Origin of the sequence: Halobacterium wangiae (assembly GCF_021249345.1) — an archaeon.
GTDB classification, from domain to species: Archaea; Halobacteriota; Halobacteria; order Halobacteriales; family Halobacteriaceae; genus Halobacterium; species Halobacterium wangiae.
In genome coordinates, this window is sequence record NZ_CP089588.1 from 2,639,051 (window position 1) to 2,659,599 (window position 20,549).

Consider the following 20,549-nt stretch of genomic DNA (forward strand, 5'->3'; position numbering starts at 1 on the left):
GACCCTCCGTACAGACGAGGAGAGACAGATGACAACCACCACCCACTCCCCCGGACACCACCCGGTATCGCCCGCGCTCCGCGTCCTGCGCGTGCTGCTCGTCGCCCTCGTCGCTGTCGCCGGGTTGGCCGCTACGCTCGCTGCGCTCGCTGTCGTCGCCACCCACCCGCTCGCGCTGGTCCTGTTCGGCCTCCCTGTCGTCGTGACGGTCGGTTTCGGCGTGCTGTTCGGCGTCGGCCGCCTCGGCGCGGCGGTCGCCGAACGGGTCTCCACGTAGTTGCCAATACGGGTGCTTTCTCTAGAGTGCCCCGTAGCTACGCCGCTGTAGACAGTTCAGAGATCGACCGGCTCGGCGTCTTCGAGATACTGCTCGAACAGGGACTCTGCCCACTCACGCAGCGGCGTTGACCCGGATGCCACGACTGCACGGACGACACCCTGGTCATCTCGGAGTATCAGATGGACCTCCCCGTCTACGACCTCGACCGAGCAGGGGACCGCTCCGTCGTACACCGAGATCGTCACTGTGTCGGCATCGAGAATCGATTCCAGCTGGTCACGCCACTCGGGTTCCTCGTACAGCGACCGGATTGCATCGTCGGTATAGACGCCCTCGTACCGTTGCCCGCGCTCCTGAACGGCAGCCACGTTCGCATCGAGGCAGTTCCTGTTGTATGCGTACGAGAGCACTCGAACGTCCCGACCAGTCTGTAATTCGTTCTCGACGCGGTCCATCGGCGCGTTCGGCTCCGTCTGTGTCGGCGTGACCACCTCGGCGTCAGCGAGCCACCTCACGTCGAACCCGTCGACAGTTGTGGGCAACAACGGCGCGACCTCCCGCAAGTCCTCGCCGACACGGACTGCCTCCTGGAGGCCACTAACAGCGTTCGAAATCCACGTACCGAATGCCGTTGCCTCGTAGAGCGCGTCCTCCTTCGACACCCACCCTCGGTCCCGGAAGTCCTCTAACACCCGGCTGAGCGTCGCCTGTGACGCACCAGTTTCGGCCTCCAGTTCGCGGCGCGTGAGTGCGTCGCTCGTGAGCACGTCGAGTACGCGAACCCGATTCTCTGACCGGGACAGATACGCAATCTCGTCCAGCGACCGTTCCATAGCAGTTCAAGACTGCGCGTCGTGATAAACGGCGGTATCACCGAGAGTTCGACCCGTGAAACGTTTTCACCACGCTGCAAGAGTTTCGAGAATCACCTACGTTCGAGCGGGCCAGACCAGTGGTATGTTACAGACCGGACTCCGAGTGGTGTCTAATCGATGAGTGCCACGATTCTCGACCACCGACTCCGGAATGCTGTCCTGTTCGTGACCTTGGCAAGTCTGTGGGGTGGCACGTACCCCGCGGTGAAGGTCGGCCTCGAAGCGTTCCCGCCCATCCTCCTCGCCGCGTTCCGCCTCGACCTCGCCGCAGTGCTGTTACTGCTGTACGCTGCTCGTTCGTACGACTACTGGCGGCCACGGGACGGTCGTGACTGGCTCGCCGTACTCGCGGGCGGTGCGCTCACACTCGCCGGATACAGCGTACTGTTGAACGTCGGCCAGCAGACCGTCCCGAGTGCGATTGCCGCGATTCTCGCCGGCCTGATTCCACTCCTCACGATCGGATTCGCCAAGGTCTTGCTGCCCGAGGAGGCCTTCGGCGTCGTCGAGTTGGTCGGCGTCGGCCTCGGTTTCGTCGGGCTGGCCGTGATCACGCGACCCGACCCGTCGAATCTGCTGGCGGCGGACACGCTCGGCCAGGTGATCCTGGTGTTGGCTGCCGCCTCCTTCGCGCTCGGGGGCGTCCTAACACAGTGGGCGGACGCAGCGATGCCGTTCGCGCCGCGGACCGCGTGGGCGATGCTGGTTGGCGGGGTCGTCGCACACGGTGCCAGTTACTGGAGTGCGAGTGAATCACTCCAGCTAGTTCGGGTGTCTACACAGGGACTCCTCGCACTCCTGTACCTCGGCGTGTTCGTGAGCGCACTCGGGTACCTGATTTACTTCGACCTGTTGCCCCGCCTCGGGTCCGTCGAACTCAACCTCGTCACGTACGGGGCAGCGATGACCGGGACGGTGTTCAGTTGGGCGCTGTTCGCCGAACAGATCACCGGAGTGACCCTCGCCGGGTTCTTCCTGATCGTCTCCGGATTCGTCCTGCTGAAGCGCGAAGCGTTCTACGAGGAGTACGACGGAGTAGTCCGAAGGATCCGGACGGAGTCACCCTGACGTGGCTGACTCGACGGTAGAACGCCGTGGTGGCGGAACACGCGTCGCGGTTCCCGGCCTGGTGTCGAAAACAGAGACGGTGCTAGCAGCTACCGCTAAACGAGCGTCTCGACGCGTTCGGCGAGGTGTTCGCCGAACGGTAGCGAACACGTCAGCCCCGGCGACACCGCGTTCAGGACGTGCACCGCGCGCTCTTCTTCGACGAACAGCGGCTGTTTGACCAGGTCGCCGTCCCGCGAGACGACCTGCGCCCGGACGCCCGCGTAACTCGGCACGAGGTCGTCGTCCCGGAGCGCCGGCAGCAGTTTCCGCGCGGCGGCCGCGAACCGCGGCTTCGAGAACGACTTGCCGAGTTCCACCGCGGCGACGCGGACCATCTTCGGTGACGCGAACAGTCGCCAGAACCCCTCGTAGCCGAGGGCGTCGCGGAGGTCCCCGAGGTTCACGTCCGTGTTCTCGTATGCCTCGCGTCCGAACGCCAGCACCGCGTTCGGCCCGACGATGACCGACCCGTCGGCGCGACGCGTGAAGTGGACGCCGAGGAACGGCAACTCCGGGTCCGGGGTCGGGTAGATCATCGAGTTCACCAGCCCGCGGCGGTCGGGCGTCACCTCGTAGTACTCCCCGCGGAACGGCACCACCCGGTAGTCCTCGCCGACGCCGACGGAGTGTGCGATGCGGTCCGCCTGCAGGCCCGCCGCGTTGACGACGACACCGGCGTCCAGCGGGCCGGAGTCCGTCGCCACCCGGTAACCACCCGCAGTACGTTCGAGGCCCGTCACGCGTGTGTCGAGGTGGACAGTGACGCCCGCCTCGCGGGCCTCCCGGGCGAGGGCGTAGACGTACTGCTGGGCGTCGACGGACGCGGCGGCGGGGCAGTGTAGTGCCGCCCGGCCCGCGGCTTCGGGTTCGAGTTCCCGGAGGCGCTCGCGGCCGACGACGGTCGCCTCCACGCCATTCGCGTCGGCCTGCGCGGCGAGTTCGTCGAGGCGCCGCTCCTCCGTCCGGGTTCGGGCCGCGACCACCACGCCGACCTCTTCGCAGGGGACGTCGTGTTCCGCGCAGAACGCCTTCATCCGGCGCGTGCCCTCGACGGCGAACTCGGCCTTCTGGGTGCCCGGTTCGTAGTTGAACCCCGGGTGGAGGACGCCCGAGTTCCGCCCGCTCTGATGGACGGCGAGGTGGTGTTCCTTCTCCACCACTCCGACGTCGAGGTCCGTCCGCGTCGCGAGGTGGTAGGCCGTAGAGATGCCGACACAGCCACCGCCGACGACGACCACGTCGTGTTCCATGCACCCGGGTTGTGGGCCGGGGGTGAAGTCGTTTCGGACCACCTAGTGGTTCGCCCGGGTCGTACTCTCGGTAACAGGTGCCGACGGGGACTCACTTATGCCGGCACCCCACCAACCACGAGTGCCGTCGCTCAGAGGCACGGCCACGCGAAACGCCAGTCGAGACGGATGCCCTTTTCCCCGCTCGCTGGCAACGTCGACCCATGGAGACCACGACGGAGAGCAGGTTCAGAGTTCTCGGGCCCGCGCCCGACTACCCCGACGACCTGCTGTTGCTCGACCGGGCCGACCACGAGCCCGTGCGTGTCGTCGTCGATGCCGGCGGGGACCTCGCCGAGACGGTCGAGGCGCTCCGTCCGGGCTACCTCGTCGCCGCGACGCTGGCGTGGGACGACGGCGACGCCCGTTTCGTCGACTGCGACATCGAGGAGCGGACGCTGTTCACGTTCAAGAACGGCGTCAGTGGGCTCTTCGAGGCCGCCCTCGAAACGATGGAGGAGGCCCACCAGGAGGGGGTGGGCGTCACCGGCCGTCCCACGTTCAGCACGGACGGCGAGCCGAACGGTGCGGTGTACGCGTTCGCCGAGCAGCCCGGCGAGCGGGACGTCTTCGAGGAGATCCGGACCGGCGCGCTCCCGCTGGAACCGCTGCTCGACCGCCTCGACGAGGCCGAGGACTGCGACCACGAGGTGTTCGTCTTCCACCCGCTCGAACACGACTTCGTCGTCGTCTACCTCGTCCTCCAGAAGCACTCCGTGCTCGCGGATACCGTCCGAGACACCTACGACTGTCCCCGACCGTCGGAAGTCTGAGTCCTAGTTCTCTACGGGTTCACGCGCTGCTGCCAGTCGAACGAGGTCCGCGAGCGTCTCGTTCACCGGTGCGTCCAGGCCGTGCACGTCCGCTCGCCGCACGAGTTCGCCGTTGAGCGACTCGATCTCCGTCTGCGTCCCGCGCTCGACGTCCTGGCGCATCGACGAGCGGTTCGTCGCCGTCCGCCTGGCCACCTGGCGAGCCGTCTCGACGGCGTCGTCGGGGACGTCGACGCCCTCGGCCCGCGCGACCGCCACTCCCTCTTCGACCGCGCGCCGGAGCAGGCGTTCGCCCGACGCCCGCTCGACGAGCGCGCCGTTGGGCACTCGCGCCAGCGCCGTCGCGGCGTTGATGCCGGCGTTGACGAGCACCTTCGACCACACCGCTCGCTCGGGGTCGCCGGCGACGGTGGTCTCGACCCCCGCGTCGGTGAGCAGTGCCGCGATAGCGTCGACGTGGTCGTCGTTCGGCGCGAAGTAGCGCCCGACGGTCGTCTCACCGCCGCCGGCGTGCCGCACCTTCCCAGGGGCTTCGAGGGTGGCACCCTGGGCAGTCGTCCCCGCGACGACGTGCTCCCGGGGGACGTACTCCGCGATGGTCTCGACGTTCCCCAGGCCGTTCTGGAGCGTCAGCACGTCCGCGCCGTCGAGGTGGGCTGCGACGGTGCGCATCGCCTCGTCGGTGTCGTAGCTCTTCACGCAGACGACCAGTAGGTCCGCGCCGCTCGCCACAGCGGGGTCGGTCGCCGTGTCGACGCGGACCGTCTCCGTGCGTCCGTCGGGGTGCGAGAGACGGAGGCCGTCGGCTGCCACCCGGTCGAGGTGGTCGCCGTCGCGGCCCAGCAGCGTCACGTCGGCGCCGGCGGTCGCGAGCAGGCCCCCGAACAGCGACCCGATCGACCCCGCGCCCAGCAGTACGACGCGCATGGCCGGTCGTTGGACGGGTGCCGGTAAAGCGTGCGGGGTTCGCCGGTAGCTTCAGGGCCGGGACCACTCATGGGGACGCATGGGACTCCGGGACGCGGCCCCGCCGCTGGCCGCCGCCGCGCTCTGGGGCGGGATGTACGTCGTGAGCAAGTGGGGGTTCGGCTCCGTCCCGGCCGTCACGCTCGCGTTCCTCCGGGTGCTGGTCGGCGGCGTCGCGCTGTACGTCGCCGTTCGCGCGCTCGACGCCACGCCCTCGCTGTCTACGAAGGACCGCCGCGGGATGCTCCGACTGGGCCTCTGGGTGGCGCTCACGCTCGCCACCCAGTTCGTCGGCACCGACCGCACGACGGCGAGCCAGGGCGCGCTGCTCACGGTGTTGACGCCCGTCTTCACGCTCCTGCTCGGCGTGGCGATGCTCGACGAGGTGCTGACGCCGCGTTCTGCCTCGGGGATGACCGCCGCGGGCGTCGGCACACTGCTCGTGCTCGCCGGGCAGTACGGCCTCGCGCTGGGCGGCGGCGACCTCGTCGGCATTCTGGCGCTGCTCGTTGCGAGCGCGGCGTGGGCGGCGTACACCGTCGACGGTGCGCGACTCGTCCGGAAGCACGGCGCGCTCGTCGCGGCCACGTACAGTTCGCTCGCGGCGGTGCCGATGCTGGCGGTGCCCGCGGCCGCCGAACTCGCCGTGACCGACGTGACGCTCACGTTCACGCCCGGCGTTATCGGGGCCGTCGCGTACCTCGGACTCGGCAGCACGGCCGCCGCGTGGTTCCTCTGGTACCGCGGCGTCGAGCGAACCACCGCCACCGTCGTCGCGGCGTGCTTCTTCGCACAGCCACTGGTCGGTGCCGCGCTCGGCGCGCTCCTGCTCGGGGAGGTGCTCGGCCCCGGATTCGCGGTCGGGGGCGTACTGATGGGCGTCGGCGTCGCGCTGGTCAGCACGGCGCGAGCGCGGTAACCCTTTTGTGCCCCGCCCGCCACGGAGCGAACAGATGAACTCGCGGGACCGACGCGGCCAGTTGCTGCTCGTCGCGGGACTCGGTCTCGCCGTGGCGTTCGTCGCCCTTGCACTCGTGCTCAACGCGGTGGTGTTCACGGAGAACCTCGCTACCCGGAACCACGGCCGCGCGGACGACGCCGTCGGCTTCGAAAACGCCGTCGAGCGTGGCGTCGGCGGCGTCCTCTCGGAAGTGAACCGACTCGACAACGCGGACTACGCGTCGCTGAACGGCTCGCTGGCGGCGGGCGTCGAGACGTGGGACGGGAACGCCTCGCGGCTGGCGGCCGGTGGCGGGGCGGTGACCGAGACGTCGCTCGCCGACGTGAACAACGGCACCCGAGTCTTCCAGTTCGAGGAGCGGAACTTCTCCGACGCGAACGGCGACGCCGACTGGACCGTAGCGACCGACGTGGCCGACGCGCGACGGTTCCACGTCGAGGCGAACCCGACCAGCGACGCCACGCCGTTGACGCTGACCGCGACGGACGGCACCGCGTCCTGGAGCGTCGAGACGGTCGGCAACGGGAGCGGTGGGACGGACGTAGCGGTGCGCGAGAATGGGAGCGTCGTCTGGAGCGAGGCCGACCTCGGCGCGAACGTCACCATCGACGTGACGGAGGGGACCGTCGACGGCAGACCGGTCTCGAACTGGACGTTCGCGGAGAACGTCACGGCACCCTACCGGCTGGAGGTAGCCAACGGCGGGGACGCCACCGGTCGCTACCAGGTGGTCCTCGATAACCAGACTGCGCTCCCCGCGACATCCTACGCTGACGCCGACTCGGGCGACGCCCCGACGTTCACACCCGCCATCTACAGCGCCGACGTGGACGTCACGTTCCGCCGTGCGACGCTCACCTACGAGACGACGGTGGTGCTCGCACCCGAGTCGGCGCCGGCCGAGGAGACGGACGCCGTCGCTGCCTGAGGCGGACTCGCTGCACACCGGGGGTGTTTTTGCACGACCGCCCGGAACTCCGGGTATGACACGGGACGCGAGTGCCCACGAACACCGCCTCCGCTCGCACGCCGACCGCGGCCCCGACGAGTTCGTGTTCTCCGCCGCGGCGGGCGTCGCCTCGCCGGACGGCTTTCGCGCTGCAGACCTCCTGCTGCTGGAACACGTCGACCCCGCGGCGGACGCCGACGTCCTCGTCCCGGCGGCGAACTACGGCGTCGTGGGCACCGTTCTCGGCGCGCTATCGCCATCCGGGCGGACGCTCCTGGCGGAGACGAGCGCGCGTGCGGCAGGCCTCTGCGAGCGCAACCTCGCCGCCAACGACGTTGCCGGTGACGTGGCGCTCGAGGCGACGCTCCCCGACGCGACCGCCGACACCCAGTTCGACGTGGTCGCGTACGCGCCCCGGGACTACGACCCCGTGGACGCCGTGAAACAGCACATCGCGGACGCGCTCGCCGCACTCCGCCCCGGTAGCGACCTCTACCTCGCAGCGCACCCGAGGGAGGGCGGGAAACGCTACCGGGACGCGCTCGCGGACATCGCAGGCGGCGTCGACCGGATCGACAAACGAGCGGGCGTGCGCCTGTTCCGCGCCGAACGCCCCGCGACGCTGCCGCCCACCGAGTACGCCACCTTCGACGAGTTCACCGACTCGGTGGCCGGCGACGAGTTCACCTTCGCCACGTACCCGGGCGTGTTCTCCGGCGGCCACGTCGACCACGGGACACAGCTGCTCGCGGAGACGGTCGACCCCGACCCCGAGGACACGGTCCTGGACCTCTGCTGTGGCTACGGCCCGCTCGGAGCGGTCGTTGCCGACCGCGGCTGCGAGACGTGGTTCACCGACGACAGCGCGGTCGCCACCGCCTGTACGCGTCGCACGCTCGACGCGAACGGCCTCGACGGCCGCGTGGAGACCGCGGACTGCGCCGCCGGCCTCCCCGCCGACACGTTCGACCTCGTGGTGTCGAACCCGCCCACGCACGCCGGGACGAGCGTCCTCCACGAACTGTTCGCGCGGGCGAGCGACGTGCTCCAGTCGGGCGGGGAGTTCCTCGCGGTCCACCACGAGGCCCTCGACCTGCCGCTGGACCGCGCGTTCTCCCGCGTAGAGACGGTGGCTCACGGGGAAGAGCACGCGGTCGTCCGGGCGCGGAACTGACTGGTTTCGCGACGTTTAACCGCGTCACGCGACTCCAATCTACCAATGCCACCGGCGATACGCACCGACGACCTCGTCAAGGAGTACGGGGACGTCCGGGCGCTCGACGGCCTCTCGCTGACCGTGCCCGAGGGTTCGTTCTTCGGGTTGCTCGGGCCGAACGGCGCGGGGAAGACGACGTTCATCGAGACGCTCGTCGGCCTCGTGCGCAAGACCAGCGGGACCGCCGAGGTGTTCGGGCACGACGTCGAGTCCGACTACCGACAGGCCCGCGACGCCATCGGCCTCGCACCACAGGAGTTCAACGTCGACCGGTTCTTCCCCATCCGCGAGGTGCTGATGCACAAGGCCGGCTACCACGGTGTCTCCGAGGGGGTCGCCGAGCAGCGCGCGCTCGAAGCCCTCGAGACGGTCGGTCTGGAGGCCAAGGAGGACACGCGCTTCGACTGGCTCTCCGGCGGGATGAAGCGACGGTTCATGCTCGCCCGCGCGATGGTCACCGACCCCGACCTGCTCATCCTCGACGAACCCACGGCGGGCGTCGACGTGGAACTGCGCCGCGACCTCTGGGACGTCATCCGCCAGCTGAACGACGACGGCACCACAATCCTGCTCACCACCCACTACATCGAAGAGGCCGAACGCCTCTGCGACCAGGTCGCCATCGTCGACTCCGGCCGGAAGGTGACGGTCGCGACGCCCGACGAACTCACCGAGCGCGGCACCGACACCGTGACCCTCTCGCTCGCCGCACCCGCGACGGCGATTCCCGACATCACGGGCGACCGCATCGAGACCGTCGAACTCGACGGCGACACCGTCACGCTACGCGCGACCAGCGGGAGCGAGGCGGTGCCGGTCGCCATCCGCCGACTGGAGGCCGCCGGCCACCGCGTCGTCGACGTCGACATCGCTCGCACGAGCCTCGAAGAGGTGTTCGTGGACATGACACGGACCGGTGAGGAGACGGGGGAGTCCGAGGACGCCGAGGTGGTCGCGTGAGACAGCGCACCCAGCTGAAGAGTCTGATCCGGCGGGAGATCCTCCGGTTCGTCAGACGCCCCTACAACACCTTCCTCCCCCCAATAATCACCAACACGCTGTACTTCGCCGTGTTCGGTGTCATCCTGGGGAGCCGCATCGGGTCCATTGCCGGCGTGAGCTACATCCAGTTCGTGCTCCCGGGGCTGGTCGTCCTCGGCGCCATCTCCGACGCCTTCGAGAACGCGTCGTTCTCCATCTTCCACGGGCGGTGGAACGAGTACATCGACGAGGTCATCACGTCGCCGATGTCTCACGGGAGTGTCGTCGCCTCGTACGTGACCGCGAGCGCCGTGCGCGGCATCGTCACCGCTCTGCTCATCGTCGTCGTCGGTCTGCTGTTCACCACTCCCCAGGTCGCCAACCCGTTCTACCTGGTCAGTTTTCTCGTGGTAATCACCGTGCTGTTCGGTGGCCTCGGTGTCGTCGGTGGGCTGTCGGCCGACGACTTCGACCACCTCACCGTCATGAACCAGTTCATCCTCCGGCCGCTGGTGTTCTTCGGAGCGGTGTTCTACTCACTGGACGTCCTCCCCCCGCTCTGGCGCACCGTCTCGCTGTTCAACCCGATGGTGTACATGGTCAACGGCGTCCGGTACGGGATGGTCGGCGTCACCGAGATCGACCCGAACACGTCGCTGGCTGTCCTCTCCGCCGCGACGGTCGCCGTCCTCTCGGTCGACCTGCTGCTGTTCAAGCGCGGCTACGGGATCTCCGAGTGAGTCACCGACGCTCGTGCGCGGTTACTGCTTCCGGAGCCACTCCCGGAGGCCAACGAGAACGTACACGGGACCGAGCGCCCGGGTGAGCGAGTACACCCACGGCTCCCACTCGCAGGCCGCCGCGTCCTCGTAGCTCAGCCCGGTCGCGACGTCGACGTACTGTCGCGGGAACAGCGTCATCACCACGCCCATCACGCCCATGAACTGCTTGAACGCCGAGTAGGCGGCGTCCGAGCGCCACGCGAGGAAGAGGAAGACGAGGCCCTCGAGACGCGCGATCGACACTACCCAGGGCTTGCGTTCACAGGCGTCTGGATTCCTGCTGGCGACGCGTTCGCCGACGTCGACGAGTGTGCCCGGGAACAGGACCTCCACGACACCGCCGGCTGCGAGGAGCCTCTGGAGCATACCTCCGTGTACGTCAGGTTCGCGCATAAGCGCTACTCCGAACGTCGCCTGGATTTTTCCCGCTGCGGTCGAGTAGCCGACCCATGGCAGCTACCAGTTCCCGCACCTTCGCGGCGACGACGGTCGCACTCGGTGTCGTCGCGCTCGCGCACGCGCTGCTGACGTGGCCGCTCGAAGCCGTCGTGGCGCTGTTCGGTGGCGGCGCCGTCGTCGCGTTCGTCGCGGAGGCCGTCGTCATCAACCTGGGGATGCTCGAACACCACGTCGGCCCGAAACTGCTGGGCGTTCCGCTGTACGTCCTGTTCGGCTGGACGGGGGCCGTCTACGTCGCCTTCCGCGTCGCGCTGCTCGCCTCGGACGGCTGGGCGGCAGTCGCCCTCGGCGCGGTCCTCGCCACCGCCTACGACGTGCTCGTTGACCACCAGGGCGTCGAGAACGGGCACTGGACGTACACCGACGACCTGTCTGGCCCCCGGCGGCGTGGGGTCCCCTGGTGGAACTTCGCCGGCTGGCTGGTCATCAGCGCCGTTACTGCAGGACTCGCCGTACCGTACCTCTGAACCGAAACCGATACGGCAGACCTCGAACAGTTCCGGACGATGCCCTCCCCAGTCAGCGAAGGCAGGGACGTACGCGTCGGCGTCGTCGCCGCTGTGGAGCGCGACGGCGAGGTGCTGTTCGAGCGTCGCACCGCGGCGGAAGAGGACGAGCGGCTCTGGGGGCTACTCGCCGGCGGGAAGACCGCCCGGGAGACCACCGTCGAGGCCGCGAGGCGGGAGGTCCGCGAGGAGACCGGCCTCGACTTCCACCCGGAGCGCGTCGTCGCCCTCTTCGACCACGACAGTCACTACGGCAGCGGAACGTCGTGGACGGTTGTCGGCGTCGCTGGCCCTGCGGACGGCGAACCCGACCTAGAACGGGAACCTGGAAAACGGGACCGGCTCGAGTGGTTCTCCCTCGACGCGCCGCCCGAACCGCTCCACCCGACGACGGATCTGTTCCTCGACGCTTACGAGAGCGACCGGCTCCACCCCGGCCTCTGAGTCAGGCCGAGAGCAGCACCGAGTCGCCGTCCTGCTCGACGCTCACTTCGTAGCCGAACTCGGCGAGCAGGTCGATACACGTCTCGACGTGGGAGGTGACGTCCGGGACGCGGATCTCGCCGCCCGCCAGCGCGAGGAACGGCAGGAGCTGGTCCGCGAGGTGCTCGTCTACGGCTGCGTCGCCGTCCTCGAACGCCACGAACCGGTCTGTGCCCTTCTCGCCGACCGTCTCCGCCTCGACGCCCATCTCGCCGAGTTCGCCGAAGCCCGCACGGGAGTGCTCGTACTCCGCGGCGAGCACGAGCGCCGACCCGGAGCAGTCCGCCTCGCCGTACTCCACGTGCTGTTCGGCGTCCGTCGGCACGGCGTCGAGCTGTCGTTCCGCGACCTCGGCGTCGGCCGACCCGTCGTCGGCCACGGAGTAGGCGGTGAGCGCCTGGCGTTCGCCGCGCTCGGTGACGTCGAGGCTGTCGAGGGTCGACGGCCGGATGGTTAGGGTCGCTTTGCCGCCGCCACGGGGGTAGTACCCGCGGCGGTCGAGTGTCGCCTCGGCGTCGAGTCCGTGGTCGGCGAGTAGGGGCAGTTTCACGTGACGGAAGTAGTCGAACGGCGGCGCCCACTTCGCGTCCGTGCCGCCCTCCAGCCGAGCGGTGAACGACTCGTCGAGTGCGACGGCGACCGGCAGGAGCGCGTCGAAGACGAGTGGCACGCTCCCTGCGGTGCCGACCTCGACGGACGTGCTCCCGCCGAAGACGAGTTCCTCGTCGTCGTCGGCCTCAACGGCGTCCGGTTCGAAGGTGAACGACTCGGAACCGACCTCCACGCCGTCGGTCTCGGCGTTGCAGACCGCCGCGACCGTCTCGATAGCCGCGCAGTGCTGGGCCTGGAGTCCGGGGTTCGCGCGAGCCCGACGGACGTGACGCATGCGGAACGGTTCACCCGTGACTGCCGAGAGCGAGAGGGCGGTCCGGACTAGCTGACCGCCGCCCGAGCTTCCCTCTAGAAGGTTCATACCTGTACCAGACGGGCAGGGGGGAAAAGGTATTCGTCACCCAGTGGAGCCGTCAACGTTACCACACAGAACCCCAAATCCGTACGCATGAGCGCCGACGACTTCGATGCTGGCGCGTGGCAGGATCGGATCCGGAGCCACCGCGCCGAGAAGGACGACTTCTTCGCGACCCACGACCAGTCCCCCATCCCCCCGGAGGACCGCGAGTCGTTCTCGGGGCTGGACTACTTCGACCTCGACACGGACTATCGTGTCACTGCGCGATTCAGTCGCGCGCAGACCCCCGAGACGGTGGAACTGGAGACCACCCGCGGCCCGCCAGCGGAGTACGACCGCGTCGCCGTCTTCGGGGTCGACCTCCACGGGGACCACCACACCCTCGAGGCGTTCCGCGTCGAGGGCGAGGAGACGCTGTTCGTGCCGTTCGCCGACGAGACGAACGGCACGGGGACCTACGACCGCGGCCGGTATCTCGACGTGGACGCCGGGGGCGCCGAGACTGGCGACGACGTCGTCCTCGACTTCAACCTCGCGTACAACCCCTTCTGTGCGTACAGTGAGAACTTCTCGTGTGCGCTCCCACCGGCGGAGAACCGCCTCCCGGTGCGAGTGCAGGCGGGCGAGAAGGTCTGAGCAACGCAGTCGCTATTCGGTGGAATCGCTGGCAAAAACGTGGACGGGGTAAGAGCGTGTTCTACGCGGCGACTTCGGTCGCTTCCAGGAGCTCCTGGTAGCGGTTCCGGATGGTGACCTCGCTGACGTCCGTGACGTCGCTGACCTGGCTCTGGGTCACCTTGTGGTTGGTGAGCAGGCTGGCGGCGTAGATGGCGGCCGCGGCGAGGCCGACGGGGCTCTTCCCGCTGGTGACGCCGTCCTTCTGTGCGTTGTCGAGGAGTTCGCGGGCGCGTCGCTCGACCTCGTCCGGGAGGTCGAGTTCGGAGGCGAACCGAGGGACGTAGCTCGCGGGGTCCGCGGGCGCGACCTCCAGGCCGAGTTCGCGGACGATGTAGCGGTACGTCCGCTTGAACTCCATCGCGTCGATGCGGCTGACGTTGGCCACCTCGTCGATGGACCGCGGCGTCTGCATCTGCCGCGCGGCGGCGTACAGCGCGCTGGTGGCGACGCCCTCGATGGAGCGGCCCGGCAGCAGGTCCTCGCTCAGTGCGCGGCGGTAGATGACCGACGCCGTCTCGCGGACCTCCTTCGGGAGGCCGAGCGCGGAGGCCATCCGTTCGATCTCGCCGAGGGCCTGCTTGAGGTTACGCTCCTTGGAGTTCCGCGTGCGGAAGCGCTCGTTCCACTTGCGCAGGCGCTGCATCTTCTGGCGCTGGTTGCTCGACAGGGAGTTGCCGTAGGCGTCCTTGTTCTGCCAGCCGATGTTCGTCGACAGCCCCTTGTCGTGCATCATGTTCGTGGTGGGGGCGCCGACGCGGCTCTTGCTGTCCTTCTCGCTGGAGTTGAACGCGCGCCACTCCGGCCCGCGGTCGATGCTGTCCTCCTCGACGACGAGGCCACACTCGGTGCAGACGGATTCGCCGTGCTCCTCGTCGTTGACGACCCGCCCGTTACACTCGGGGCAGGTGAACGTCTCGCTGTTCTCGTTCTCTACAGTGGACTCCTCTTCGGTCTGTCGCTGTTCGCTGGAGTACGTTCGGATTTTGGTGTCACTCATTATGGGTTTGAATCGCCGAGCGGGTGTGGATCGGCCGCACGTTGCCGCTCGTATTAACGTACTACTTGATAGTGCCGACACATACTTAAAGCTTTCGCGGTTTTGCGAACAGTTAACACATTCAGAACGGCTATGAGAATCGCTATAGTCTCGAAATATCCGGGTTTTTGGTCCCCCGAAGGATTCGAGTGTGGTAACCTCGGGACAGGGAAAGGAATATAATTGTTTTGCACGGTCGTGCGGGGTTTTTCTCCATCGATTCGTGACGCACAGGAGAAACATTTAACACGACTGGTTGGCCAGGTACTCGGGACGCACAGCAAGCACATGACGGACGAAGAGGCGCGTGTTCTCGTCGTCGACGACGACGAGGCACTCACGGACGTGTACGCCACGTGGCTCTCCAGTCAGTACGACGTCGACACGGCTACCACCGGAGAAGTCGCGCTCGAGACGCTCGACGAGGAGGTCGACGTGGTGTTGCTCGACCGCCGCATGCCGGGCCTCTCGGGCGAGGAGGTACTCGACCGGATCCGCAAGGCAGAGTACAACTGCCGCGTCGCGATGGTCACCGGCGTCAGGCCGAACACGGACGTCGTCGAACTGGGCTTCGACGAGTACCTCATCAAACCCGTCGATCAGGACGACCTACAGACTGTGGTGGACACGCTCGTCCACCGGTCGACGTACGACGACCACCTCCAGGAGCTCTACTCGCTGATGTCCAAGCGCGCGCTCCTGGAGTCGGAAGCCAGGGACGGCGACGTGCAACTCGACGAATCCTACGACCAGCTCGTCGACCGCATCGGGCAGCTTCGCGAGCGGATCGACGACACGGTGAGAGAGTTCGGCACCGACGACTTCCGGGTCGCGTTCCGTGACCTCCCGAACGGCAACACTGGAAGCGACTGAATGGCCCAGCAACGGACTCTGCTCCGCCCCGTGACGCGTGCGATCCACCGGGCGGAGCACGCAACCGACCTCCGCGAGCGCGTCTGTGAGGCCGCCGTCTCGGCGGGCTACGAGACCGCCTGTTACCTCGAAGGAGGCGAGACACTCACGGTGGCCGGTGAGGACGGAGCGCGACCGCCGACCGACGCCGTCGACGCCGAATTCACGACGGTGGACGGCGACAGCCGGCACTGGATTCTCGTCCCCGTCTCGTACGGTGACACTCGCTACGGCACGTTCGCGCTCGCCACCGACCACACCGTCGAGGACGAGACGCGCAGCGAGCGACTCGTCGGCGTCGGCGAGACCATCGGTCACGGCATCGCGAACACCGAGGAGATGCAGGCCCGCCAGCGGATCGCGGGAGAACTGCACGAGGAACGTCGACAGTTCGAGAAACTCCACAGCGTCGCCGCCCAGATGGTCGGCTGCGAGGACGAACAGAGCATCTACCAGCTTGCCATCGACGCCGCGGAGAACATCCTCGACTTCGACATCTGTGGCATCGACGTCGTTGAGGGCGACTGGCTCGTCCCGAAGGCGCTCTCGACGGACATGGAGTCCTCGGACTCCGAACGCATCCCCACGGACGAGGGGGTCGCCGGGGAGACGTTCCAGGAGAGCAAACGTATCATCGTCGCGGACGTCAGCGAGTACGCGGACGCCGACCCCACGAACCCCGACTACCGGTCCATCCTGAGCATCCCCATCGAGGGCGTCGGCGTGTTCCAGGCGGCCTCCGAGCGCCGCGACGCGTTCTCGGACCGCGACGCGGAACTCGCCGAACTGTTGATGGCCCACGTCGCCGAGACCCTCAAGCGACTCCGCTCGGAGGAGGCCCTCCGGGAGAGCGAGGAGAAGTACCGCACGCTCGTCGAACAGAGCCACGACGCGGTCGCCATCTTCCGTGACGGCAGCTACGAGTTCGTGAACGACCGCGCGACCGAACTGTTCGGCCGGGACGAAGAGGCGCTCAGGAACGCCGAGGGCTGGTCACTCATCCACCCCGAGGACCGCGCGGAACTCCGGGCCATCCACGAGGAACTCGTCGTCGAAGCCGGCCGCCAGCGCACGTTCGAGGCGCGCATCAGGCGGCCGAGTGGCGACGTTCGGTACTGCGAGTTCAGCGTCACCAGCATCGACTACGACGGCGACGTGGCGTCGCTGTCCTCGATCCGCGACATCACCGAGCGGAAGGAACGCGAGTGGGAACTCGAACGCCAGAACGAACGTCTCGAGGAGTTCGCGAGCGTCGTCAGCCACGACCTCCGGAGCCCAATCAACGTCGCCCAGGGGAGCGTCGACCTCACCCAGCAGACCGGCGAGGAGGAACACCTCGACCGGGCAGAGGACGCGCTCGAACGGATGGAGGCGCTCGTCGAGGACATCCTCGACCTCGCCAGGCAGGGCAGGCACGTCGACGAGACGGAGCCGGTCGACCTGGCCGAGGTCGGAACCGAGGCGTGGGAGTCCGTCGACGCACCCGACGCGACGCTCGCGACGGACGTCGCGGCGACCGTGGCGGCGGACCGCGGCCGCCTCCGCGAACTGTTCGAGAACCTCTTCCGGAACGCCGTCGAGCACGCCGGCGAGGACGTGACGGTGACGCTGACAGACTGCGAGGATGGATTCGCGGTCGTCGACGACGGACCGGGGATTCCGGACGGCGCCCACGAGGCCGTGTTCGAGCGGGGGTACACGTCCGTGGACGACGGTACAGGGTTCGGTCTCGCCATCGTGGAGAACATCGCGGAGGCCCACGACTGGACCATCGAGGCCGTCCCCACCGACGGACCAGGGGCGCGCTTCGAGATCACCGGCGTGAACCGCGCCGACTGACGGCCCGTTCTACGACTCGTCGAGGGAGCGTGCGATGTCCGCGAGCCCCTCGCTCGGCGGTTCGAAGGCGTCGTAGCTGGCGGACTCGCCGGGCGCTCGGACGCCGTACTTGAAGCCGGCCTCGACGACGTCGACGTGGACCGACCGGCCCGCTTCGAGGTGCTTCGCGTCGACCCACGTCGCGAGGTGGTTGTCCGCGCTGCCCGGGTCGCGAGCGAGCGACGGCGTCTCGTACGCGCCCCGGATCGCCGGTTCGCCGCCCGGGAGACGCGCTAGCTGGGTCCGGTACTCCGTACCGTCGAGGACGAGCCGAACGACGTCGCCTGCGGGGAAGTCGTCGGCCGCGTCCGCTGGCAACTGGATCTCGCGGCGTCGCGTGCCCCCTGCGCGGGCGAGCGTGCCCACGACGGTCGGCACGCTGTCGTCGGTGACGCGGTCGGGCATACCTGCGCTGTCGGTGCCCGCGCGTAAAACGAGGTCGGTTATTCGGTTATCTGCCCCGCTGGCGGTACCGCTTCATGACCTCTAGTCCCTCGATTACGCCACCCAGCAGGGCGGTGAGGACGGCGAAGATGACCGTGAACCAGAACCCGATGGCGGTGAAGGTCTCGGCGTTCGGGCTCTCTACGACCCCGCGCAATAGCACCCACACCCCGAGTGTGACGGCGTAGAACACAGCTACCTTCACTGCCAGGCTGTGTCTCTCGAGGAAGGGTTCGTTCACCGTCTCCGTGCTAGCGTTCGAGTTCGAGCCGCTCTCGTACTCCGAGTCGACCCGGCTCATACTGTCTGAACGTAGGGGCGCCCGACGGAAGGAGGTTGGGTCGAGTTCGCCCACCGCTCGCTCGTTTCGTGGACTCACTCCGTTCGTCCACGTGGCTCACGGCTCGCTGCTCTCGCCGTTCGCTCTGTCTGTGGTCTCGCTCTGTTCGTTCACACGCCTAGCGATTCGCTTTTGCCAGTCCCCCACCAACCCCCGCACATGGACGTACCGATACCGGACGACCCCACCAGCGGCAACCGCAAGCACGCGGCGCTCGCCATCCTCCCGTTCCTGCTGCTCGGGCTTGCCGACGTCGTGTTGCTGCTCTTCTGGGGGCTCAACCCGCTGTGGGGGTTCGTCATCCTCCCGCCGATCCTCTTCATCAGTGTGCTCGGGTGGATCGCGTTCAAGTCCGGGTTCGTCCGCCACGAGGGCGTGACGGACGTCGAGTGAGGACTAGTCGCTGACGGCGACCGCTCGTACCGGCGCACCGTCGGCGTCGACCGGCAGCGGGTAGGCGTGGACGACGACGCGTTCGGGGAGCGGAGCGAGGTTCGTCAGGTTCTCCAGGATCAGGCAGCCGTTGCCGAGGAGTGCACGGTGGGCCGGGAAGTCCGCCGGTTCGTCGCCGCCGGCGTTCTCGGTCGGTGTCGGGTCCACGCTCGGCGCGTTGAGTCCGACGTGACAGTTCTGGTCGGCACACTGCTCGGCCGCCGCTGCCGTCAGGTACGGGTGGTCGAAGTAGCACTCCTCGCCCCACCGGTCGGCGAACCCGGTGTCGAAGACGAGCAGGTCTGCGTCCGTCTCCGGGACGCTGTCGGCACCGATCGCTGCTCTGGCTTCGTAGTCGGTGCAGTCCACGACTCGCGCGTCGAAGCGGAACGTCTCGACGTCGTACGCCCCGAGCGTCGCTCCGTCCTCCTGGAGGTGCGCCGGGGCGTCGACGTGCGTGCCCGAGTGAGTGGTGCACGCGATCTCGGCCACCCGGTAGCCGTCCGCGGCCACGGTGGCGTGCGGAGTCACCGACGCCGCGGGGTCGCCCGGGTACGGCAGTCCCGAACCGAGTTCGTGGGAGAGGTCGTGCAGTGGCATCGGTGGGTCGTCGCCGGCTACCACGCGGACCCGGGTAAAACTTCCCGGACAGTAGCAAGGATTAAGCGCGACGTGGCGCAGTACGCCGTATGGGAATCGTCGTCGCCGCGGTCTACGGCACCCTCGCCGTCGCGCTGCTCGCGGGCGGTCGCTCGCTGTACGCCGCCGAGTCGATGGACCCCGTGCCGCTGTACGACCCGGAGACGACGTCCGACCCTCGCGCCCTGGCTCGCGTTCTCGGTCTCTCGCTGGTGGCGTTCGCGCTCGCCACCCTGGCGTTCGCCGCCTTCGAGGCACTCGACCGGACCACCGGCGTCGTCGTCGCCGGCTACGCCGTCGTCGTCCTCTGTATCGCCCTGCTCACCGCGGCACGCACGCGGAAGTACGAGTGATCAGGCGAGCACTCGTCGGCCGTCCACGTACGTCTGGTGGACGTCGCGAACTGTCGTGATGTCCGCCAGCGGGTCGCCGTCGAGCACAGCGAAGTCCGCGCGGTTGCCCGGTGCCAGCGTACCGACGTCGTCGCGTGGGAGCGTCCGGGCGGCGACCCGCGTGCCGGCCTGCAGCGCCTCCATCTCGCTCATTCCGACCTCGGAGACGAACAGTTCCATCTCCAGGGCGTTCTCGCCGTGGGGGACGAGGTCCGGCCCCATGAAGTCCGTGCCTGCCGCGATGGGAACGTCCGCGTCGTAGGCTCGCCGCACCGACTCGAGGTGGGCCTCGCGGGCATCCTGTGACTTGCGGAGCCCCCACTCGGGCACGCCGAAGTCGTCTCCATTCTCGGTGATGCGGTGCATGATGGCCAGCGTTGGGACGAACGTGGCGTCCCGTGCAGAGAGGAGTTCCAGGCAGCGGTCGTCGAGGGAGAAGCCGTGCTCGATCGTCGAGACACCGTTCTCCAGGGCCGCCACGATGCCCGCCGTGCCCTGGGCGTGGGCCGCCACGTCGACACCGACGCGGTCGGCTTCCCGGGTCATCGCGCGTATCTCATCGTCCGTGAACTGCCGGACGTCCGGGGTGTCCCGCTCGCTCAGGACGCCGCCGGTGGTCATGATCTTCAGGCAGTCGACGCCGGTGCGGATGCGCTTGCGCGCCTCAAGGCGGCAGTCGTCGGCGCCGTCCGCGAGCGTCGACAGCGGCGTCCCGTCCGCCACTCGCTCGTAGGGGGCGCCGTGGACGTCGCCGTGACCGCCGGTCTGGGAGATCGCGCGACCACTCGTGAACACGCGCGGCCCTGGCACCTCGTCCGTGGCGACGGCCTCTCGGAGACCCAGACCGACCGAACTTCCGAGGTCGCGGACGCTAGTGAAGCCGGCGGCCGCGAGCGACCGGAGGTCCGCCGTGGCGCGCGCCGCGGCCAGCGACTCCGGCACCGTCATCCACTGTTCGACGTCCAGCGTGCGTGCGCCCTGCAGGTGGACGTGGGCGTCGACGAACCCCGGGACGATGGTCCGGCCGGGGAACTCTACCCGCTCCGCGCCCGAGGGGACGTCCAGTTCCTCGCGGTCGCCGATTGCCTCGACCGTGCCGTCGTCGGCAACGACGATGCGCCCGTCCTGGACGACGTCGTCCCGCCTGCCGTCGACAACTCGTGGTGCGTCGAACACTCGCATGCCCCGGCGTTCGCGC

25 protein-coding genes are annotated in these 20,549 nt (G+C 68.3%); 15 read left to right on the forward strand and 10 right to left on the reverse strand.

Annotated elements, in window-relative coordinates:
* Positions 1-28: 28 nt before the first annotated feature.
* Positions 29-277, forward strand: a complete 249-nt coding sequence (locus tag LT965_RS13950) for a hypothetical protein (protein ID WP_232701463.1) — start codon at positions 29-31, stop codon at positions 275-277.
* Between the two features lie 56 nt (positions 278-333).
* Here LT965_RS13950 and LT965_RS13955 read toward each other — a convergent pair whose 3' ends face one another.
* Entirely contained in the window at positions 334-1,113 is a 780-nt protein-coding gene (locus LT965_RS13955) for a helix-turn-helix transcriptional regulator (RefSeq protein ID WP_232701464.1), read from the reverse strand.
* Between the two features lie 159 nt (positions 1,114-1,272).
* On the opposite strand from LT965_RS13955, the gene LT965_RS13960 reads away from it, so the two are divergent.
* Complete coding sequence (locus LT965_RS13960) at positions 1,273-2,223, forward strand: DMT family transporter (RefSeq protein WP_232701465.1); 951 nt, start codon at positions 1,273-1,275, stop codon at positions 2,221-2,223.
* A 95-nt stretch (positions 2,224-2,318) separates the two neighbouring features.
* On the opposite strand, the gene lhgO is transcribed toward LT965_RS13960, so the two are convergent.
* On the reverse strand, positions 2,319-3,515 hold the full coding sequence (gene lhgO / locus LT965_RS13965) for an L-2-hydroxyglutarate oxidase (protein WP_232701466.1): 1,197 nt from the start codon (positions 3,513-3,515) through the stop codon (positions 2,319-2,321).
* Positions 3,516-3,718: 203 nt separating this feature from the next.
* Here lhgO and LT965_RS13970 point away from each other — a divergent pair, with 203 nt between their 5' ends.
* Positions 3,719-4,327, forward strand: coding sequence for a DUF6663 family protein (locus LT965_RS13970; RefSeq protein WP_232701467.1), 609 nt, complete (start codon positions 3,719-3,721; stop codon positions 4,325-4,327).
* Positions 4,328-4,330: 3 nt separating this feature from the next.
* Here LT965_RS13970 and LT965_RS13975 read toward each other — a convergent pair whose 3' ends face one another.
* Positions 4,331-5,254 carry a ketopantoate reductase family protein gene (locus tag LT965_RS13975; protein ID WP_232701468.1) on the reverse strand — a complete coding sequence of 308 codons (924 nt, stop codon included), beginning with the start codon at positions 5,252-5,254 and terminating at the stop codon, positions 4,331-4,333.
* A 79-nt stretch (positions 5,255-5,333) separates the two neighbouring features.
* Here LT965_RS13975 and LT965_RS13980 point away from each other — a divergent pair, with 79 nt between their 5' ends.
* From LT965_RS13980 to LT965_RS14000, 5 genes are read left to right on the forward strand one after another with little or no spacing between them, the layout of a single operon-like run.
* On the forward strand, positions 5,334-6,212 hold the full coding sequence (locus LT965_RS13980) for a DMT family transporter (RefSeq protein ID WP_232701469.1): 879 nt from the start codon (positions 5,334-5,336) through the stop codon (positions 6,210-6,212).
* Between the two features lie 34 nt (positions 6,213-6,246).
* A complete protein-coding gene (locus LT965_RS13985; protein ID WP_232701470.1) occupies positions 6,247-7,182 on the forward strand; it encodes a DUF7261 family protein in 936 nt (311 codons plus the stop codon).
* Between the two features lie 55 nt (positions 7,183-7,237).
* Positions 7,238-8,377 carry a methyltransferase gene (locus tag LT965_RS13990; protein WP_232701471.1) on the forward strand — a complete coding sequence of 380 codons (1,140 nt, stop codon included), beginning with the start codon at positions 7,238-7,240 and terminating at the stop codon, positions 8,375-8,377.
* A gap of 45 nt (positions 8,378-8,422) precedes the next feature.
* Positions 8,423-9,379: an ABC transporter ATP-binding protein gene (locus LT965_RS13995; protein ID WP_232701472.1), complete on the forward strand. Its 957-nt coding sequence runs from the start codon at positions 8,423-8,425 to the stop codon at positions 9,377-9,379.
* Positions 9,376-10,140, forward strand: a complete 765-nt coding sequence (locus LT965_RS14000) for an ABC transporter permease (RefSeq protein ID WP_232701473.1) — start codon at positions 9,376-9,378, stop codon at positions 10,138-10,140. The genes LT965_RS13995 and LT965_RS14000 overlap by 4 nt, the downstream gene beginning before the upstream one ends.
* A gap of 21 nt (positions 10,141-10,161) precedes the next feature.
* Here the strand turns inward: LT965_RS14000 and LT965_RS14005 are convergent, their stop codons facing one another.
* Complete coding sequence (locus LT965_RS14005; RefSeq protein WP_232701474.1) at positions 10,162-10,548, reverse strand: hypothetical protein; 387 nt, start codon at positions 10,546-10,548, stop codon at positions 10,162-10,164.
* Between the two features lie 83 nt (positions 10,549-10,631).
* Between LT965_RS14005 and LT965_RS14010 the strand changes: the two genes are divergently transcribed.
* Entirely contained in the window at positions 10,632-11,108 is a 477-nt protein-coding gene (locus LT965_RS14010) for a carotenoid biosynthesis protein (protein ID WP_232701475.1), read from the forward strand.
* A gap of 39 nt (positions 11,109-11,147) precedes the next feature.
* A complete protein-coding gene (locus LT965_RS14015; protein WP_232701476.1) occupies positions 11,148-11,591 on the forward strand; it encodes an NUDIX domain-containing protein in 444 nt (147 codons plus the stop codon).
* 1 nt (position 11,592) lies between these two features.
* On the opposite strand, the gene rtcA is transcribed toward LT965_RS14015, so the two are convergent.
* A complete protein-coding gene (gene rtcA, locus LT965_RS14020; protein WP_232701477.1) occupies positions 11,593-12,603 on the reverse strand; it encodes an RNA 3'-terminal phosphate cyclase in 1,011 nt (336 codons plus the stop codon).
* Positions 12,604-12,690: 87 nt separating this feature from the next.
* Between rtcA and LT965_RS14025 the strand changes: the two genes are divergently transcribed.
* Positions 12,691-13,236, forward strand: a complete 546-nt coding sequence (locus LT965_RS14025; protein WP_232701478.1) for a DUF1684 domain-containing protein — start codon at positions 12,691-12,693, stop codon at positions 13,234-13,236.
* 61 nt (positions 13,237-13,297) lie between these two features.
* Here the strand turns inward: LT965_RS14025 and LT965_RS14030 are convergent, their stop codons facing one another.
* Positions 13,298-14,275: a transcription initiation factor IIB gene (locus tag LT965_RS14030; RefSeq protein ID WP_232701479.1), complete on the reverse strand. Its 978-nt coding sequence runs from the start codon at positions 14,273-14,275 to the stop codon at positions 13,298-13,300.
* Between the two features lie 327 nt (positions 14,276-14,602).
* On the opposite strand from LT965_RS14030, the gene LT965_RS14035 reads away from it, so the two are divergent.
* Positions 14,603-15,187: a HalX domain-containing protein gene (locus LT965_RS14035; RefSeq protein WP_232701480.1), complete on the forward strand. Its 585-nt coding sequence runs from the start codon at positions 14,603-14,605 to the stop codon at positions 15,185-15,187.
* Positions 15,188-15,217: 30 nt separating this feature from the next.
* Positions 15,218-17,065 (forward strand): PAS domain S-box protein, encoded by a 1,848-nt coding sequence (locus LT965_RS14040; protein WP_232701481.1) that lies wholly within the window; start codon positions 15,218-15,220, stop codon positions 17,063-17,065.
* A gap of 9 nt (positions 17,066-17,074) precedes the next feature.
* Here the strand turns inward: LT965_RS14040 and LT965_RS14045 are convergent, their stop codons facing one another.
* Entirely contained in the window at positions 17,075-17,509 is a 435-nt protein-coding gene (locus LT965_RS14045; protein ID WP_232701482.1) for a DUF7112 family protein, read from the reverse strand.
* Between the two features lie 46 nt (positions 17,510-17,555).
* Complete coding sequence (locus LT965_RS14050) at positions 17,556-17,849, reverse strand: FxsA family protein (RefSeq protein WP_232701483.1); 294 nt, start codon at positions 17,847-17,849, stop codon at positions 17,556-17,558.
* A gap of 198 nt (positions 17,850-18,047) precedes the next feature.
* Between LT965_RS14050 and LT965_RS14055 the strand changes: the two genes are divergently transcribed.
* On the forward strand, positions 18,048-18,281 hold the full coding sequence (locus tag LT965_RS14055; RefSeq protein WP_232701484.1) for a DUF8142 family protein: 234 nt from the start codon (positions 18,048-18,050) through the stop codon (positions 18,279-18,281).
* 3 nt (positions 18,282-18,284) lie between these two features.
* On the opposite strand, the gene LT965_RS14060 is transcribed toward LT965_RS14055, so the two are convergent.
* Entirely contained in the window at positions 18,285-18,920 is a 636-nt protein-coding gene (locus LT965_RS14060) for a cyclase family protein (protein ID WP_232701485.1), read from the reverse strand.
* Between the two features lie 89 nt (positions 18,921-19,009).
* Between LT965_RS14060 and LT965_RS14065 the strand changes: the two genes are divergently transcribed.
* A complete protein-coding gene (locus tag LT965_RS14065; protein ID WP_232701486.1) occupies positions 19,010-19,312 on the forward strand; it encodes a hypothetical protein in 303 nt (100 codons plus the stop codon).
* Here LT965_RS14065 and LT965_RS14070 read toward each other — a convergent pair whose 3' ends face one another.
* A complete protein-coding gene (locus LT965_RS14070) occupies positions 19,313-20,533 on the reverse strand; it encodes a metal-dependent hydrolase family protein (protein ID WP_232701487.1) in 1,221 nt (406 codons plus the stop codon).
* Positions 20,534-20,549 lie beyond the last annotated feature (16 nt).